Genomic DNA, 16,814 nt, shown 5'->3' with positions numbered 1-16,814 from the left:
GGCCGACGCTACGGACCGGATGTACGGCTTTCGCGACCACCGCCGCACAGCGAACCCACAGCCACCCATCGGTTGTGTAACGACGGGGCCATTCGGCCACCGCGCCGCTCAGCCGGGCAACCGGTACAGACCCTCCTCGAGGGGTTCCACCAAGCCGTCGGCGACCAGGCCGTCCAGGGCCCGGGCGCGCTGGACGGGCTCGTGCCACACCGCGTCCAGCGCGGCCTGCGGCACCGGCGCCGTCGCCTCCCGCAGCACGGCCAGCAGCCTGCCCCGGACCTGCCGGTCGGTGCCGGCGTACGTCTGGCCGCGGCGGGGCGGGCCGTCGTGCGCGGGGGAACCTGCCAGCCGCCAGGCGCACCGCGCGGCGATCGGGCAGCGCACGCACTCGGGGCCGCGGGCGGTGCAGATCAGGGCGCCCAGCTCCATCGTGGCGGCCGCCCAGCGGGCGGCGGTCGCCTCGTCGGCGGGGAGCATCCGGTGGGCGATCCGGCGCTCGGCGGCGGTCGTGGCGTTCGGCGGGTACTCCACCCCGGTCACGGCGCGCGCGAAGACGCGGCGCACATTGGTGTCCAGCACCGCGTGCCGCTGCCCGTACGCGAACGAGGCCACCGCGGCGGCCGTGTACTCGCCGACCCCCGGCAGGGCCAGCAACTCGGCATGGTCCGTGGGGACTTCGCCGTCGTGCAGCTGGGTGATCGCGGTCGCCGCGGCGTGCAGCCGCAGCGCCCGGCGCGGATAGCCCAGCCGGCCCCAGGCGCGCACCGCCTCGCCGGAGGGCTCCGCGGCCAGCGCCGCCGGCGAGGGCCAGCGCTCCAGCCACTGCCCGTACACCGGCAGGACCCGGCTGACCGGGGTCTGCTGCAGCATGAACTCGCTGACCATGACGCCCCACGCGCCCGCCTCGGGCCGGCGCCACGGAAGATCCCGGGCGTTCTCGTCGAACCAGTCGATCACGGGGGCGTGCAGATGGCGGTGGTCGCGGTCGTCGTTCATAGCGCCTCCGATCCTACGTCCCCGCGGCCGCCGCGGCGGGGACCGCGAAACGGCGGGGAGGGTCCCCGGAACGGAAGGGAGATCTGCTGATCAATCACACAAGTTGCCAGCGTGCCGCGCGTGCCTTGGTCCGATTCAAGGGAAACCGCATAAGGTTTGCGCGTGGGCTCAATGCGCAATCCCGTGGGACCTCTCCCGTCCTCCATCTACTGGCGGCGACGGGCGGTTGTGCTGCTCCTGCTCGCGCTGCTCACCGTCCTGGCCGTATGGGCCGTCAACTCCCGCGGTGGCGGGGGGAACAGCGCCAACGGCCCCGACGGCCGCTCGCCCGCCCCCTCCATCACCCCCGGCCCCTCCGCGAGCGGTCCGCTCAACAGCTCCCGTCCGGGCGGCTCCGTCGGCGGTGGCGGGGGCGACGACGGCGGTGACGCCTCGGACGGCGGCAGCGGCGACTCCGGTGCCACGGACGGCAGTTCGCAGGGCACCGACTCCGGAGGAGCGGACGGCGGTGCGGACAGCGGCGCCACGGGAGCCGGTGGCGCCGGGAGTTCCGGCGGCAGTGGTGGCGGCAGCGGCGGTGCGCAACTGCCGGCCGGCTCCTCGCTGCCGGACTGCGGCCAGGCCGTCTCGCTGAGCGTGCGCAGCGCCGACAACTCCTACGAGCCCGGTGAGCGGCCCCGGTTCACGCTGACCGCGACCAACTCCTCGGCCACCGCCTGCAAGCTGGACTTCGGGCCGGACTCGGCGGTCGTCACCATCACCGACGTCGACGACCGCCACGTGTGGGCCAGTGACGACTGTCCGAAGAGCCGGGCCCCGTATCTGCTGCAGGTCCCGGCGGACGGCTCCACCTCGTACGACGTCGAGTGGGACCGCAGGACCAGCTCGCCGCAGTGCGCCACGCCCAAGGGCCGGACGGCTCCTCACGGCACCTACCTGCTCGAGGTGAAGCTCCCCGGCCGCTCCGCCAAGCAGACGTCCTTCGTCCTGAAGAACGCCTGACGCCTCGGGCCTCGGACGGGCTCCGGATACGTCCCGGGCGCCGGACCGGCGCCCGGCGCGACGCCCGGCGCGACGCCGGGCCGGGGACCTCAGACGTAGCGTTCCAGGATCGAGGACTCCGCGAGGCGCGACAGGCCCTCGCGGACCGAGCGGGCGCGTGCCTCGCCGACGCCGTCGACCGTCTGCAGATCGTCCACGCTCGCCGCGAGCAGCTTCTGCAGCCCGCCGAAGTGCTCGACCAGCCGCTCCACGATCGCGTTGGGCAGTCGCGGCACCTTCGCCAGCAGCCGGTACCCGCGCGGCGAGACCGCGGAGTCCAGTGCCTCCGGGGAGCCGGCGTAGCCCAGCGCCCTCGCCACGGTGGGGAGTTCGAGCAGCTCGCCCTGGGGCAGCGAGTCCAGTTCGGTGAGCGCCTCGGCGACCGTGCGGCTGCGCTTGGCGGTCGGCTCCGGCACGTAGTCGCGCACGACCAGCTCGCGCTCGGGTTCCACGCCCGCGATCAGCTCGTCCAGCTGGAGGGAGAGCAGCCGGCCGTCGGTGCCCAGCTCGACCACGTACTCCGCGATCTCCGTGGCGATCCGGCGCACCATCTCCAGGCGCTGGGCGACCGCCGTGACGTCCCGGACGGTGACCAGGTCCTCGATCTCCAGGGCGGAGAGCGTGCCCGCCACCTCGTCCAGCCGCAGCTTGTAACGTTCCAAAGTGGCCAGCGCCTGATTGGCGCGGGACAGGATCGCCGCCGAGTCCTCCAGGACGCGTCGCTGCCCGCCCACGTAGAGCGCGATCAGCCGCATCGACTGGCTGACGGAGACGACCGGGAAGCCGGTCTGGATGGAGACCCGCTGCGCGGTGCGGTGCCGCGTGCCGGTCTCCTCGGTGGGGATGGCCGCGTCCGGCACCAGCTGGACCCCGGCCCGCACGATTTTGGTGATGTCCCGGTCGAGGATGAGGGCGCCGTCGAGCTTGCACAGCTCGCGCAGCCGCGTGGCGCTGAACTCGACGTCCAGCACGAAACCGCCGGTGCACAGCGACTCGACCGTCTTGTCCATGCCCAGGACGATGAGGCCGCCGGTGTTGCCGCGAAGAACCCGCTCGAGGCCGTCCCGAAGCCCGGTGCCGGGGGCCACGGCGCTCAGGGAGGCGCGCATCAGGCCGTCACCGCCGGAGCCCTCGCGACTCCAGGCTTTGCCGGGAGCTGCCGCCCGGTCGTTGGCTGCCACTGCTCTCCTCCGGTCGTACGGATGCCCGGATGGGCGAGACCAGGGCAAAGTTTACCGTCGGAAGGGTCAGGGACGTGGGGCCCTCTTGGGCAGGACGCGCAAGGCGTCCCCTATGTCCGTCACCTCCGTCACCTTCATCCCCGCGGGGATCTTCCCCGGGTCCGGGGGCACCAGGGCGTGGGTGAAGCCCAGCCGTGCCGCCTCGGCGAGCCTGCGCTGCACCCCGGTGACCCGCCTGACCTCGCCCGCGAGGCCCACCTCGCCCACCGCGACCAGGTTCTTCGGGAGCGGCGTGTCGATCGCCGCGCTGGCCAGGGCGAGCGCCACGGCCAGGTCGGCGGCCGGCTCCCCGAGCTTCACCCCGCCGACGGTCGCCGTGTAGATGTCCTGCTTGCCGATCGACCGGATCCGGCCCCGCTGCTCCAGCACCGCCAGCATCATCGACACCCGCGAGTTCTCCAGACCGGAGGTCGTCCGGCGCGGGGACGGGATCTGGGTGTCCACGGTCAGCGCCTGCACCTCGGCGACCAGCGGGCGCTTGCCCTCCAGCGTGACGGTCAGGCACGTGCCCGGGACGGGCTCGTCGCGGCGGGTCAGGAAGAGCCCGGACGGGTCGGCCAGGCCCGTGATGCCCTCGTCGTGCAACTCGAAGCAGCCGACCTCGTCGGTGGCGCCGTAGCGGTTCTTGATGCCCCGGATCAGCCGCAGGCGGGCGTGCCGGTCGCCCTCGAAGGAGAGCACCACGTCCACCAGGTGCTCCAGCAGGCGGGGGCCCGCGATCGCGCCGTCCTTGGTGACGTGGCCGACGAGCAGCGTCGACATGCCGCGCTCCTTCGACGCGCGGATCAGGGCGCCCGCGACCTCGCGCACCTGGGCCATGCCGCCGGGGGCGCCGTCGATCTCGGGGGAGGCGACCGTCTGCACCGAGTCCAGGATCAGCAGCGACGGCTTCACGTCGTCGAGGTGGCCGAGCACGGCGGACAGATCCGTCTCGGCGGCCAGGAAGAGGTGGTCGGAGAGCGCCCCGATGCGGTCGGCACGCAGCCGGACCTGCGACGCGGACTCCTCACCGGTCACATACAGCGTCCGGGTCTGCGGGCCCGCCGCCTTCGCCGCGACGTCCAGCAGCAGCGTCGACTTGCCCACGCCGGGCTCGCCCGCGAGCAGCACCACGGCCCCGGGCACCAGCCCCCCGCCCAGGACACGGTCCAGCTCCGGCACCCCCGTCCCGCGCGCGGTCGCCTGGCGTCCGTCCACCTGCGCGATCGGCTTCGCCGGGGTGGTCACCCGGCCCGGCGCGGTCGTCCGCACCGGCGACGCGCCGCCGTACTCCTCGACCGTGCCCCACGCCTGGCACTCGCCGCAGCGGCCGAGCCACTTGACCGTCGTCCAGCCGCACTCCGTGCAGCGGTAGGCGGGACGGTCCTTGGATGCGGGGCGAGTACGGGCGGCCATGCGCTGCACGGTATCGGGTGCCACCGACAACGCGGCGACCCGCCGGGGTTTCCGGCGCCGCACGCCGTACGGCGGAGGGGCCGGCAGGGGCCCGGGCGCCGGGGGACCGCCGTACGGCGCGGGGAAGGGCTCGCGCACGCGGCCGGAGGGGTCACTCGACAGAGTGAGCGGCGTGTGCTCTTTCGGGCGGGATCACCACCCATTTGGATTAAAGCCCGCCGTGATGCCTGAGGGCGTACGGGTCGTGGTCCTACCGTCACGGAGTGATGAGCAGCAGGCCTGACACCCCCTCCCAGACCACCGGCGCGCACCGCCGACACCGCGCGCCGGTTCAGCGTGGCCGCGCCGCGCCGGGCGGCAACGGGGCCCCGGCGCGGCGGCGGCCACGCCCGCAGGGGACGCTGCCCGCGCAGCCGCCCGCCCACTACGAGCCGTATCTGGACGGGCTGTTCACCTACTGCCTCTCCGTGCTGTGCGAGCACGATTCCGCGGCCGCCGCCCTCGGCGACGTGCTGGCCGTGGCCGAGCGCCAGCGCGCCCGGCTGCGCGACCCGGAGCTGCGCAGGCCCTGGCTGTACGCGCTGGCCCGCTGGGCCTGCCTGCGCACGCTGGCCGAGGGGCGGTCGGTATCGGTGCAGGCGTCGGCGGACGTGGCCGCCCGCAGGCGCGGCGAACTGGCGGCGCTGGCCTGGCCCGAGGCGGCCGGCACCACGCCCGAGCAGCGCGAGGCGCTGGAACTCGCGGTGCGGCACCAGTTGGCGCCGCACGAGGTGGCCCTGGTCGTCGGGCGCGAGCCGGACGCGACGCGGGCGCTGCTGGCGCAGGCGGCCTGCGAGGTGGAGCGCACCCGGGCGGCGCTCGCCGTCGTGGAGCTCGGCAACTGCGCGGCGGTCGCCCGGCTCGCCGGGGACGCGAGGGTGCTGCTGGGCTCCGCGCTCCGCCGCGAGCTGGTGACCCACGTCGACGTGTGCCCGCACTGCCGGGTGACGGCCGAGCGCGCCGTCGCACGAGGCCCCTGGCCCGGCCTGGCGACCACCGCCGCGACCGCCGTGCTGTCGACGGTCGAGGCGCCCCGCTCGGCCGCGTACGCCGCCCTGCTGCACGCCATGCGGGGCGGCACCGGGCGCAGCCGCGAGGGCACCCCGCGCTTCGACCGGCGCGGCTTCCCGATGGATCTGAAGGAGCGCATGGCGCGCCGGGCCCGGCTGCGGCACCGCGCGGTGACGTCCACGGTGGTCGCGGCCGTCGTCGCGGCGCCGGTGCTGGCGCTGTGGGCGGCGTATCACGGGGCCCCGCTGGCCCCGGACCACCAGGGGGAAGGTTCCTTCAGCGCCGGCGACGGCCTGGACGGCGTGCAGTACGAGAAGGCCGGCGTCGCCGGTACCGCGGACGCGCGCGGGCGGGCCGGGCGTGCCGGTCACGGCCGGCTGTCGGTGTCCGTCGTCTCCGCCGCCCCCTCGGCCTCCGCCTCGGCCTCCGCGTCGGCCGGTGCCCGCGGTTCCGCCTCGCCCTCCGGCGACGCCGCGGACGGCGGGGACCGCTCGGCGCCGCGCCCCGGCCGGCTCATCGTGGAGGCCCGCTCGCGTGGCCACGTCACCGTCGTCACCCTCACCGCGGAGGGCGACACGCCGGTTCGCTGGCGGGCCGCCACGTCCGAGCCGTGGCTGCGGCTGAGCCGGAGCCACGGCAGGCTGCGGCCCGGGGAGACCGCGACCCTGACGGTCTCCGTCGACCGATCGCGGGAACCCGTGGGGCCCTGGTCCGCACGGATCTGGTTCGACCCGTCGGGTGCGGTCGTCACAATCGAGGGATCGGGGAGGCAAGCGCCCTCCCCGGAACCCTCGCCGACCCCGTCCGCCCCCGACCCGACACCGAGCGACCCGCCCGGCCAGAGTCCCTCCCCGGTGCCGTCCTCCTCCTAGAGCCTGGGAGGAGGACGGGCAGGGCCTAGGAGGAGGTGCCGTTCCCGGCGCCCGGTACCGGGTCCGCCGGATGCGGTGCCATCGGCAGCAGTGACGCCAGCCGCTGTTCGCACAGCTCGACCAGGCGTGCGTAGGCCGCCGGCCCCATCAGCTCCGTCAGTTCCGCCCGGTACGAGACGTACACCGGTTCACCCGCGCCGTGCGCGGACCGCGCCCCGGTGCACCACCAGTGCAGGTCGTGGCCGCCGGGGCCCCAGCCGCGCCGGTCGTACTCGCCGATCGAGATCATCAGCACGCGCGTTTCGTCGGGCCGGTCCACCCAGTCGTACGTCCGCCGGATCGGCAGCTGCCAGCACACGTCCGGCTTCGTCTCCAGCGGCTCGCGGCCCTCCCGGAGCGCGAGCGTGTGCAGCGCGCAGCCGGCGCCCGCCGGGAAACCGGGGCGGTTGAGGAAGACACAGGCTCCCTCGTGCCGCCGCGTCTGCCGGTCGCCCTCCTCGTTGACCTCGGCCCAGCCGCCCTCCTGCGCGACGTCGTGGAACTGCCACAGCTCCGGGGTGAGCCGTTCCACGTGCCTCGCGACGCGTTTCTCGTCGTCGTCGTCCGAGAAGTGCGCGCCGAGCGTGCAGCAGCCGTCGCCGGCCCGGCCCGCCTCGATACCCTCGCAACCGCGCCCGAAGATGCAGTTCCACCGTGAGGTGAGCCACGTCAGGTCGCACCGGAAGACCTGTTCGTCGTCGGCCGGATCGGGGAACTCGACCCATGCGCGCGGGAAGTCGAGCCCGACCTCGTCCGACACGTCCGGGTGATGCTGTCGCTTCGTCGCCTTTTTCGCCTTCGCCACGATGTCAGGGTAAGCACGTGAAGCTTCTCGAGTGGTCACCCGCGCAGGTGCCCATACCCCGCATGTCCCCGGGCCGGACTCGGCGCAGTAGCGTTCCGGGCATGAGACTCGGTGTCCTCGACGTGGGTTCGAATACCGTCCACCTTCTGGTCATGGACGCGCATCCCGGAGCGCGTCCGCTTCCGGCCTACTCCCACAAGGCCGAGCTGCGGCTGGCGGAGCTGCTGGACGGGGACGGCGCGATCCGCGAGGACGGCGTGCGGCGGCTGGTCGCCCAGGTCGCCGAGGCCCTGGTCGTCGCCGAGGACAAGGGCGTCGAGGACGTGTTGCCGTTCGCGACCAGCGCGGTGCGCGAGGCCGCCAACGGCGAGCGGGTGCTCGCCCGGGTCGCCGAGGAGACCGGGGTCAACCTGACCGTGCTGTCCGGCGAGGACGAGGCGCGGCTCACCTTCCTCGCCGCCCGGCGCTGGTTCGGCTGGTCCTCCGGCCGGCTGCTCATGCTGGACATCGGCGGCGGCTCCCTCGAGGTTGCGTACGGCGTGGACGAGGACCCGGACGCCGCGGTCTCCCTGCCGCTCGGCGCCGGCCGGCTCACCAGCGGCTGGCTCCCCGGCGACCCGCCCGGCGCGGACGACGTGCGCGGTCTGCGCAAGCACGTGCGCGCCGAGATCGCCCGTACCGTCGCCGAATTCAGCCGGCTCGGCACGCCCGACCACGTGGTGGGCACCTCCAAGACCTTCAAGCAGCTGGCCCGGATCGCGGGCGCCGCGCGCTCCGCCGAGGGCCAGTATGTGCAGCGCACGCTCACCCGGAAGGCGCTGGAGGAGTGGGTGCCGCGGCTGGCGGCCATGACGGAGGGCGCCCGCCGGCAACTCCCCGGCGTGTCGGAGGGCCGGGCCCGCCAGTTGCTGGCCGGGGCGCTGGTCGCGGACGCGGCGATGGATCTGTACGGGGTCGGCGAGCTCGAGGTCTGCCCGTGGGCGCTGCGCGAGGGCGTCATCCTGCGCCGCCTGGACCTCATGACGAGCGACCGGGGCTGACGGCGGCGGATGCCGGGCGGCCGTGCCGCCTCCGTACGGCCTCCGTACGGCCTCCGCTTCTTCTGCCGCCGCGTCGGCGCCCGCGTGTTGATCGCGTCACGTCGGCCGGGCGCCCTGTGCCGTTCGGCCGACCGGCCGCCGTACGCTGTTCCCCGTGGCAGCCCCTGACCCTGTGGACCCGAACGGACACACCGTGCGCGTACCGGACGCGAAGGTCGCGCTGTCCACGGCCTCGGTCTACCCCGAGTCCACCGCGACGGCCTTCGAGATCGCGGCCCGGCTGGGCTACGACGGCGTCGAGGTGATGGTGTGGACCGACCCGGTCAGCCAGGACATCGAGGCCCTGCGCCGGCTCTCGGACTACCACGGCATCCCGATCCTGGCGGTGCACGCGCCCTGCCTGCTGATCACCCAGCGGGTCTGGTCGACCGACCCGTGGGTGAAGCTGCAGCGGGCGCAGGTGGCCGCGGAGAAGCTGGGAGCGACGACCGTGGTCGTCCACCCGCCCTTCCGGTGGCAGCGCAGCTACGCGCGTGAGTTCGTCACCGGCATCTGGCGGATGGCGGGCGAGACGGACGTCCGGTTCGCGGTCGAGAACATGTACCCGTGGCGCTACCGGGACCGGGAGATGCTCGCGTACGCCCCCGACTGGGACCCGACCAAGGACGACTACCGGCACTTCACGATCGACCTGTCCCACACCGCCACGGCCAGGACCGAGACCCTGGAGATGCTCGACCGCATGGGCGACCGGCTCGGCCACGTCCACCTGGCCGACGGCAGCGGCTCCGGCAAGGACGAGCACCTGGTTCCCGGACGCGGCAAGCAGCCCTGCGCGGAGGTCCTGGAGAGCCTGGCCTCGCGCGGCTTCGACGGCCACGTGGTGATCGAGGTCAACACCCGGCGCGCGATGTCGGCGGCCGAGCGCGAGGCGGACCTCGCCGAGGCGCTGGCCTTCACCCGGCTGCACCTGGCCGCCGCCGCGCGGGTGCGCTGATGTCCGCGGAGGGGACCGCCGGCAGGCGTGGGCGCGGCCGCCCCCTGGGAGCCCGTGCGGGCACCGTCGAGACCCGGGAGCGGATCCTCGCCGCGGCCCGGCAGGAGTTCTCGGCCCGCGGCTACGACAAGACCTCGATCCGGTCGATCGCCAAGTCCGCGGACGTGGACCCGGCGCTGGTGCACCACTACTTCGGGGCGAAGGAGCAGGTGTTCGCCGCCTCCATCGAGTTGTCCTTCGAGCCCGCGTTCGGCGTCCCCGACGTCCTCGCGGCGGGTGCCGACGGCGTCGGGGAGCGGCTGGCCCGCTTCTTCATCGAGATCTGGGAGAACCCGGTCACCCGGGCCCCCATGCTGGCGATCGTGCGCTCCGCCGTCACCAACGACACCGCCGCGAGCGTGCTGCGCGGCATCGTCCTGCGGCGGCTGCTGGAGCGCGTCGCGTCGGAGCTGAAGGTCCCCGACCCCCGGCTCCGCGCGGAACTCGCGGGAGCGCAGATGATGGGCATCGCGATCATGCGCTACGTGATCAAGATCGAGCCGCTGGCCTCGGCGGACATGGAGGACGTCGTCGCCCTCGTCGCGCCCACACTGCAGCGGTACCTGACGGATCCCGGCCCCGTCGAGGAGTGAGGATCCCCTGGGATCCCCTCCTCTTCCGACCCGTACGCGGTCGGCCCGTACGCGGGCACACCCGCCGTGCGTGGCCGCCGGGATCACGGAGGAGCCGGAAACGCGGCAAAAGGGCCGATACTGGGGGAGAGCGCCGCCGCGGCGCCGCCCGTGACGGAGCCGTCACGGCCGTTACCGGAAGCCATCCACACCGTGGACTCACCGTCCGCGATGCGGACGCACCGCCGCACGCCGCGACCGGAGGCGTACGCTCGAAGGCTCCGAGATGGAAACGTAGGGAGTGGTCCCCGTGCCCGAGCTGAGGTCCCGCACAGTCACCCACGGCCGCAACATGGCGGGCGCCCGCGCCCTCATGCGTGCCTCGGGCGTAGCGAGCGAGGACATCGGCAAGCCGATCATCGCGGTGGCCAACAGCTTCACGGAGTTCGTGCCCGGGCACACCCATCTGCAGCCGGTCGGCCGCATCGTCAGTGAGGCGATCAAGGCCGCGGGCGCCGTGCCGCGCGAGTTCAACACCATCGCCGTCGACGACGGCATCGCCATGGGCCACGGCGGCATGCTGTACTCGCTGCCCTCCCGCGACCTGATCGCCGACTCCGTCGAGTACATGGTCGAGGCGCACTGCGCCGACGCGCTGATCTGCATCTCCAACTGCGACAAGATCACTCCGGGCATGCTGATGGCCGCCCTGCGGCTGAACATCCCCACCGTGTTCGTCTCGGGCGGCCCCATGGAGGCCGGCCGCGCCACCCTCGTCGACGGCACCGTCCGCACCCTCGACCTGATCGACGCGATCGCCGACGCCGTCAACGACAAGATCTCCGACGAGGACATCCTCCGCATCGAGGAGAACGCCTGCCCCACCTGCGGCTCGTGTTCCGGCATGTTCACCGCCAACTCGATGAACTGCCTCACCGAGGCGATGGGCCTGTCGCTGCCCGGCAACGGCTCGGTCCTGGCCACCCACACCGCCCGCAAGGCGCTCTACGAGGACGCCGGCCGCACGGTGGTCGACCTCACCCGGCGCTACTACGAGCAGGACGACGAGTCCGTGCTGCCGCGCTCGATCGCCACCTTCGCGGCCTTCGAGAACGCCATGGCCCTCGACATCGCCATGGGCGGCTCGACCAACACGATCCTCCACCTGCTCGCCGCGGCCCAGGAGGCCGGCGTCCCCTTCGGCCTGACCGACATCGACGCCGTCTCGCGCCGCGTGCCCTGCCTGGCCAAGGTCGCGCCCAACGTCGCGAAGAGCCGCACGTACTACATGGAGGACGTGCACCGCGCCGGCGGCATCCCCGCCCTGCTCGGCGAACTCCACCGGGCCGGCCTGCTGAACGAGGACGTCCACGCCGTCCACTCCCCGTCGCTGGCAGACTGGCTCAAGACCTGGGACGTGCGCGGCGGCTCCCCCTCCGCCGAGGCCGAGGAACTCTGGCACGCCGCCCCGGGCTGCGTCCGCTCCGCCACCGCCTTCTCCCAGTCCGAGCGGTGGGAGGCGCTCGACCTCGACGCCGCCGAGGGCTGCATCCGCTCCGCCGAGCACGCCTACTCCAAGGACGGCGGCCTCGCGGTGCTCCACGGCAACCTCGCCGTCGACGGCTGCGTGGTCAAGACCGCCGGCGTCGACGAGTCCATCTGGACCTTCGAGGGGCCGGCCGTGGTCTGCGAGTCCCAGGACGAGGCCGTCGACAAGATCCTCCGCAAGGAGATCAAGGAGGGCGACGTCGTCGTCATCCGCTACGAGGGCCCCAAGGGCGGCCCCGGCATGCAGGAGATGCTCTACCCCACCTCCTTCCTCAAGGGCCGGGGTCTGGGCAAGGCCTGCGCCCTCATCACCGACGGCCGCTTCTCCGGCGGCACTTCGGGCCTGTCCATCGGCCACGCCTCCCCCGAGGCGGCCTCCGGCGGCACCATCGCCCTCGTCGAGGACGGTGACCGCATCCGCATCGACATCCCCGGCCGCACGATCGAACTGCTCGTGTCCGACGAGGACCTGGCCGCCCGCCGCGCCGCCCTGGGCGGCGTCTACGCCCCCAAGGGACGCGACCGCAAGGTCTCCCCGGCCCTGAAGGCGTACGCGGCGATGGCCACCAGCGCGGACAAGGGCGCCGTCCGCGACGTCACCAAGCTCGAGGGCTGACCGCCCGGGCCGCGCCCCGGGTCACACCCGGGCCGCCGTCATCGCCGGGACCCCTTCCGCTCGTACGCCTCACCAGCGGGAGGGGTCCTTCGCGTCCACGGCGAACACGCTGCCGTCGGGTGCGGTCGCGAACACCTTTCCGTCGGCGACGACGGGGGACGGTGGACTGGTCGGAGCGGTGTCCGGTCGTTGCCCGAGGCGTGACCGGGTCTGGCCGAGGAAGTCACCACGTCTGGCGTCGACGGCGAGCAGCCTCCCATCGGCAGCGGTGAAGTACAGGCGATCGCCGACGACGGTCGGCCGAGAGCCGTCGTTCACACTGGTCTCGATGCGCCACAACTGCGGCACCGCAGCGCCGTCGGCTCGATGAGTGTCGATGGCCAGCAGTGCGCCACCCTGTGCGAGGAGGTACACCGTCTCGCCACTCACCAGGGCCTGCGGCTGCTCCAGGGGTTTGGTGAGTGGAATGCGACGAATCGACCAGTCGGCGAGGCGGAGACGGACGATTCCGTCCGTCCGGGTGAAGGCATCCGAGGACGTCAGGAAGAGGGCCGTGCCGGAGCTGCCGATCGGGCTCAGCTGGCCGTCGAAACGAGCTTGCTTCCGAACCGTTCCGTCGGCCTGGTCCACGGCGGTCACCAGTGTGTGCCGACCGTCGCTGCTCGTCTCGACGGCGTAAGCGACTTCGGCGCCGTCGTACGCGGCGAACGATGGCTGGACGTGCCCGGGCAGCTTGCTTCGCCAACGTTCGGTGCCGGTCCTGCCGTCCACCGCAGTGACGGTTCCGCCGTGCCCCACGAGGAGAACCGTCGCCCGCGTGCCGTAGAAGGCTCCGTCATTTGCAGAGATGTCCCGTGTCCATTTGGTCTTGCCGGTGACCGGATCCAGGCCCTCCAACCGGGACTGGTCGGTGTCGACGACTTGCAGTGTGCCCTCGGACAGCATCGGAGGCGTGGGAGTGACACCGACGCTGGAGATGCGCCCCGCCCGTACGGACCACTGCAGCAGTCCGCTGTCAGGGTCCACCTTTGCCGCCCGGACCCCGGGCCCGGTGCAGAAGAGCGCTCGTTCGGCGTAGGCACAGGCTGCCATGGCGGGGCCGTCGTCGCTTCGCAGGACCGTGCTCCACGAGTGGAAGGCAGAACTGGCGGAAACCTCGCGGGGGTCACGGGCGCCGTGATGGCCCGATGTGCCGGAGTGGTCCATGTGGAGGCGCGTCGCGAGCAGGGTACCCGTGCCCAGGACGGCCAGAGCCAATGCGACGACTCCCGCCCGGCGCGGGGCTTTGCGGGAGAGACGGCCTCTTGACGGCGGCGATCCCGCGTCGTCGCCAGAGCCGGATGCTCTCGCGACAGAGACGGCTTCGTGCCCGGTGGGTTGCCGCTGCGTCGGTATGAGCCTTTCGGCCGGGGCATCGCCGGTATCGAAAGCGGCGAAGGTCTGGGTGTCGTACGAAGCCGAGACCGATCGCAGCTCGGCCATCAACTCATCCGGGGTCGGGCGGTCCTCCGGCTCCTTGGCGAGGCAACGCTCGATGATCGGGCGGAGATCCGCAGCTGTGCCTTCCAGCTGAGGCTCATCGTGCACGACTTGATAGGCAACGATGTACGGGCTGTCCGACTCGAAGGGGCTGCGCCCGGTGGCCGAGTGCACCAGGACGCTGGCCATCGCGAAGACATCGGCGGCCGGCCCCACTTCCCGGGGGCGTCGGAATTGTTCGGGCGCCATGAACGGCGGCGTGCCGATCAACTTGCCCGTTTCGGTCCGCAGGTTGCTGTCGGACGGCCGTGAGATGCCGAAGTCGATCACTTTCGGGCCGTCGGCGGCCAACAGCACATTGCTCGGCTTCAGATCGCGGTGAACGACTCCTGCCCGATGAATGTCCCGCAACGCCTCGGCCAGGCCTGCCATCAGATAACGCACCTGGGCGGGTGACACCGGCCCGTTCCGCTTCACGAACTCGGCCAGCGTCGGTCCGGGTATGTAGAGGGTGGCCATCCACGGCCGATCGGCGTCGGGGTCGGCGTCCACGACGGGCGCGGTGAACGCCCCGCTCACCCGCCGTGCGGCGGTGACCTCCTGTCGAAAACGTGCCCTGAACTCGGGGTCTTCCGCGAGCTCCTCGTGGACGACCTTGACGGCGAGGCGCATGCCGGAGGTGGAGCGTGACAGGTGCACCACGCCCATGCCGCCGGAGCCGAGTCGTCTCTCCAGCCGGTACTGCCCCGCGTATTCCGGATGTTCCGCTTCCGGGCCGGTCCCGGGTCTCCGCAGTGGCGGCATGACCCACCCCCGTGTGTTCGTCTGCAGCCGCAACTTGGCGAGCCTAGTGGATCCCCGTTACGACGACGGCTCGGATTGCTAGCCTGCACCTGACAGAGCGTGAATTTCCACGGGGGAGGGCCAATGGCCGAGATGAATCTTGACGCGTCTGCTTCAGCTAGCGCAGACGCGGTGATTGCCGACATCACAGCGGCAGCGGACGTGGTGCACTACCCCGTCGCCCCGGGCTGCCGCCTCAACGTCCGCTCTGGTCCCGGCACGAACTACCCCATCGTCAAGGTCCTGCCGTACGACATCAAGGTGCCGATCTTCTGCCAGGCGCCCGGCACCACGGTGAGCGGCTACTACGGGACGTCGAACATCTGGGACCGGATCGGCCCCAACCAGTTCGTCTCCGACGCCTACGTGCACACCGGCAGCGACGGCTACATCGCCGCACGCTGCGGGTGACGACGGTCAGGCCTTCATTCATGAGGAGAGTGCGTTGAGCAAGGGCAGCAGGAGGCGGTCTGTGCTGGCCGCAGGCGCGGCCACCATGGCCGGGGTGGCGTTCCTGGTTCTCGGGGGCGCGGCCGACGCGGCGGCAGTCGACCTGGTGTACTACTCGGTCGCGCCGGACGTGCGTCTCAATGTCCGCAGCGGACCCGGCACCAGCCACCAGATCGTCAGGATCCTGCCCTACGACGCCAAGGTGCCGATCTTCTGCCAGACGCCCGGCACCACGGTGAGTGGCTACTACGGGACGTCGAACATCTGGGACCGGATCGGTCCCGACCAGTACGTCTCCGACACCTACGTGCACACCGGCAGCGACGGGTACGTCGCCGCGCGCTGCACCTGAGGTCGGATCGTCCGCCGGAACAGCCGTACCTCGTCCCACCTCATGCCTCATCACGCCGCGGGGCTCCATGGCCTGCCCGGCAGCCGTCGACGGCGTGCGTCCACAAGGGCTCTGTCTGCGGGAGGAACATGTTGAGAAAGAGCGAGAACCGGCGGTCCGTGCTGGCCGCCGGTGCGGCCACCATGGCCGGGTTGGCGTTCGTGGTTCTCGGTGGCGCCGGTGACGCCGCCGCGGCATCGGCCGACGAGGTCATCACCTATCCGGTCGCGCCGGGCGTGCGCCTCAACGTCCGCAGCGGGCCCGGAACGGGGTACCAGATCGTGAAGGTCCTGCCCTACGACGTCCGCGTGCCCATCTTCTGCCAGGCCGACGGCACCACGGTGAGCGGCTACTACGGGACGTCGAACATCTGGGACCGGATCGGCCCCGGCCAGTACGTCTCCGACACCTACGTGCACACCGGCAGCGACGGCTACGTCGCGCCGCCCTGCGGCTGACGCCGGACCGCTGCACGTCCGCCGACCGTCACGCGGTGGGTCGCACCGCTGTCCCGCGGGGAAGAACAACCCCCATGACCACACAGCCGGCCCACCGCGTGCTCGCCCAGTCGTTCAACACCGTCGCCGCGCAGTACGCCGCGGCCCGCCCGGGTTACCCCGCAGAGCTGTTCGACGCCGTCGAGGAGATCACCGGCCGCCCCTTCGCCGGGGCCACGGTCCTGGACGTGGGCGCGGGGACGGGGATCGCCACCGCGCTGATACGGGCCCGCGGGGCCAACGTGACCGCCGTCGAGCCCGGGGCGGGGATGGCGGCGCAGTTGCGGGCGGGACAGCCCGGGGTGCCGCTCGTACGGGGGGACGGGGACGCGCTGCCGTTCGCGTCCGGGGTGGCGGACTATGTGACGTACGCGCAGGCGTGGCACTGGACGGACCCGGCCGCGTCCGTCCCGGAGGCGGTGCGGGTGCTGCGCCCGGGCGGCGCGCTCGCCCTGTGGTGGAACGTGCCGGACATGAGCGCCGACTGGGTGCGGGAGCAGGAGGACCGGCTGGCCCGCGTGGTCCCCCAGTACCACGAGAACGGCCTGACCGGCACCGCGCAGGACATCCTCCGCTCGCTCGGCCCCCGCCTGGGGACGCGCTCCGCGAACCGCGTGCTCCCCTGGACGCGCACCGTCCCGATGGACACGCACCTGGCGATGCTCGGCAGCCGCTCCTACTTCGCCGTGCTCGCGCCGGACGCCGCCCGCCGGATCCTCGACGAGGAGCGGCGCGAGCTGCTGGCGCTCTTCCCGGACGGCCGGGTGGCCGAGCCCTACAAGGTCGACCTCACGGTCGCGATCAAGGCCTAGTTGTATTGCCCTGTGAGGTTGGGGACGCGGCTGGCGGGTGGTTTGCCGTTCAGGGCGGTGTGTCCGCGGTGGTGGTTGTAGCTGTGAAGCC

The 16,814-nt window shown here is 72.6% G+C and carries 15 protein-coding genes; 10 read left to right on the top strand and 5 right to left on the bottom strand.

Annotated features, from left to right (window positions below):
* Positions 1-108: 108 nt before the first annotated feature.
* A complete protein-coding gene (locus AB0F62_RS36705; RefSeq protein ID WP_361809746.1) occupies positions 109-996 on the bottom strand; it encodes an A/G-specific adenine glycosylase in 888 nt (295 codons plus the stop codon).
* A gap of 171 nt (positions 997-1,167) precedes the next feature.
* On the opposite strand from AB0F62_RS36705, the gene AB0F62_RS36700 reads away from it, so the two are divergent.
* Entirely contained in the window at positions 1,168-1,998 is an 831-nt protein-coding gene (locus tag AB0F62_RS36700; protein WP_361809744.1) for a hypothetical protein, read from the top strand.
* 89 nt (positions 1,999-2,087) lie between these two features.
* On the opposite strand, the gene disA is transcribed toward AB0F62_RS36700, so the two are convergent.
* Together disA and radA are read right to left on the bottom strand one after the other, a co-directional pair.
* Complete coding sequence (gene disA / locus AB0F62_RS36695; protein WP_361809742.1) at positions 2,088-3,218, bottom strand: DNA integrity scanning diadenylate cyclase DisA; 1,131 nt, start codon at positions 3,216-3,218, stop codon at positions 2,088-2,090.
* Positions 3,219-3,284: 66 nt separating this feature from the next.
* Positions 3,285-4,673: a DNA repair protein RadA gene (gene radA, locus AB0F62_RS36690; protein ID WP_361809740.1), complete on the bottom strand. Its 1,389-nt coding sequence runs from the start codon at positions 4,671-4,673 to the stop codon at positions 3,285-3,287.
* Between the two features lie 266 nt (positions 4,674-4,939).
* Between radA and AB0F62_RS36685 the strand changes: the two genes are divergently transcribed.
* Positions 4,940-6,595 carry a sigma-70 family RNA polymerase sigma factor gene (locus AB0F62_RS36685; RefSeq protein WP_361809738.1) on the top strand — a complete coding sequence of 552 codons (1,656 nt, stop codon included), beginning with the start codon at positions 4,940-4,942 and terminating at the stop codon, positions 6,593-6,595.
* 25 nt (positions 6,596-6,620) lie between these two features.
* On the opposite strand, the gene AB0F62_RS36680 is transcribed toward AB0F62_RS36685, so the two are convergent.
* Positions 6,621-7,439 (bottom strand): hypothetical protein, encoded by an 819-nt coding sequence (locus AB0F62_RS36680; RefSeq protein ID WP_361809736.1) that lies wholly within the window; start codon positions 7,437-7,439, stop codon positions 6,621-6,623.
* Between the two features lie 101 nt (positions 7,440-7,540).
* Here AB0F62_RS36680 and AB0F62_RS36675 point away from each other — a divergent pair, with 101 nt between their 5' ends.
* From AB0F62_RS36675 to ilvD, 4 genes are all read left to right on the top strand, one after another.
* Positions 7,541-8,479 (top strand): Ppx/GppA phosphatase family protein, encoded by a 939-nt coding sequence (locus AB0F62_RS36675; RefSeq protein WP_361809734.1) that lies wholly within the window; start codon positions 7,541-7,543, stop codon positions 8,477-8,479.
* Positions 8,480-8,672: 193 nt separating this feature from the next.
* Positions 8,673-9,476: a sugar phosphate isomerase/epimerase gene (locus AB0F62_RS36670; protein WP_361809789.1), complete on the top strand. Its 804-nt coding sequence runs from the start codon at positions 8,673-8,675 to the stop codon at positions 9,474-9,476.
* Positions 9,476-10,108, top strand: a complete 633-nt coding sequence (locus tag AB0F62_RS36665) for a TetR family transcriptional regulator (protein ID WP_361809732.1) — start codon at positions 9,476-9,478, stop codon at positions 10,106-10,108. Before AB0F62_RS36670 ends, AB0F62_RS36665 begins: the two co-directional genes overlap by 1 nt.
* Before the next feature lie 289 nt (positions 10,109-10,397).
* Positions 10,398-12,251, top strand: coding sequence for a dihydroxy-acid dehydratase (gene ilvD / locus AB0F62_RS36660; protein ID WP_361809730.1), 1,854 nt, complete (start codon positions 10,398-10,400; stop codon positions 12,249-12,251).
* A gap of 69 nt (positions 12,252-12,320) precedes the next feature.
* Here the strand turns inward: ilvD and AB0F62_RS36655 are convergent, their stop codons facing one another.
* Positions 12,321-14,534 carry a PQQ-binding-like beta-propeller repeat protein gene (locus tag AB0F62_RS36655; RefSeq protein WP_361809787.1) on the bottom strand — a complete coding sequence of 738 codons (2,214 nt, stop codon included), beginning with the start codon at positions 14,532-14,534 and terminating at the stop codon, positions 12,321-12,323.
* A gap of 132 nt (positions 14,535-14,666) precedes the next feature.
* Here AB0F62_RS36655 and AB0F62_RS36650 point away from each other — a divergent pair, with 132 nt between their 5' ends.
* From AB0F62_RS36650 to AB0F62_RS36635, 4 genes are all read left to right on the top strand, one after another.
* Positions 14,667-14,984, top strand: a complete 318-nt coding sequence (locus AB0F62_RS36650; RefSeq protein WP_361809785.1) for an SH3 domain-containing protein — start codon at positions 14,667-14,669, stop codon at positions 14,982-14,984.
* Between the two features lie 85 nt (positions 14,985-15,069).
* On the top strand, positions 15,070-15,375 hold the full coding sequence (locus AB0F62_RS36645; RefSeq protein WP_361809783.1) for an SH3 domain-containing protein: 306 nt from the start codon (positions 15,070-15,072) through the stop codon (positions 15,373-15,375).
* A 182-nt stretch (positions 15,376-15,557) separates the two neighbouring features.
* On the top strand, positions 15,558-15,872 hold the full coding sequence (locus AB0F62_RS36640; RefSeq protein WP_361809781.1) for an SH3 domain-containing protein: 315 nt from the start codon (positions 15,558-15,560) through the stop codon (positions 15,870-15,872).
* A 74-nt stretch (positions 15,873-15,946) separates the two neighbouring features.
* A complete protein-coding gene (locus AB0F62_RS36635; RefSeq protein ID WP_361809728.1) occupies positions 15,947-16,723 on the top strand; it encodes a methyltransferase domain-containing protein in 777 nt (258 codons plus the stop codon).
* Positions 16,724-16,814 lie beyond the last annotated feature (91 nt).

Source organism: Streptomyces sp. NPDC026673, from assembly GCF_040638135.1.
Taxonomy (GTDB): Bacteria; Actinomycetota; Actinomycetes; order Streptomycetales; family Streptomycetaceae; genus Actinacidiphila.
This window is presented reverse-complemented; position numbering and strand designations above follow the sequence as displayed.

Bases quoted from the DNA above. Each gene is read 5' to 3' on its own strand.
- AB0F62_RS36675 (WP_361809734.1), top strand. From the start codon at position 7,541: ATGAGACTCGGTGTCCTCGACGTGGGTTCGAATACCGTCCACCTTCTG.
- AB0F62_RS36700 (WP_361809744.1), top strand. From the start codon at position 1,168: ATGCGCAATCCCGTGGGACCTCTCCCGTCCTCCATCTACTGGCGGCGA.
- AB0F62_RS36650 (WP_361809785.1), top strand. From the start codon at position 14,667: ATGAATCTTGACGCGTCTGCTTCAGCTAGCGCAGACGCGGTGATTGCC.
- AB0F62_RS36665 (WP_361809732.1), top strand. From the start codon at position 9,476: ATGTCCGCGGAGGGGACCGCCGGCAGGCGTGGGCGCGGCCGCCCCCTG.
- AB0F62_RS36645 (WP_361809783.1), top strand. From the start codon at position 15,070: ATGGCCGGGGTGGCGTTCCTGGTTCTCGGGGGCGCGGCCGACGCGGCG.
- AB0F62_RS36705 (WP_361809746.1), bottom strand. From the start codon at position 996: ATGAACGACGACCGCGACCACCGCCATCTGCACGCCCCCGTGATCGAC.
- AB0F62_RS36685 (WP_361809738.1), top strand. From the start codon at position 4,940: ATGAGCAGCAGGCCTGACACCCCCTCCCAGACCACCGGCGCGCACCGC.
- AB0F62_RS36655 (WP_361809787.1), bottom strand. From the start codon at position 14,534: ATGCCGCCACTGCGGAGACCCGGGACCGGCCCGGAAGCGGAACATCCG.
- AB0F62_RS36635 (WP_361809728.1), top strand. From the start codon at position 15,947: ATGACCACACAGCCGGCCCACCGCGTGCTCGCCCAGTCGTTCAACACC.
- AB0F62_RS36640 (WP_361809781.1), top strand. From the start codon at position 15,558: ATGGCCGGGTTGGCGTTCGTGGTTCTCGGTGGCGCCGGTGACGCCGCC.
- radA (WP_361809740.1), bottom strand. From the start codon at position 4,673: ATGGCCGCCCGTACTCGCCCCGCATCCAAGGACCGTCCCGCCTACCGC.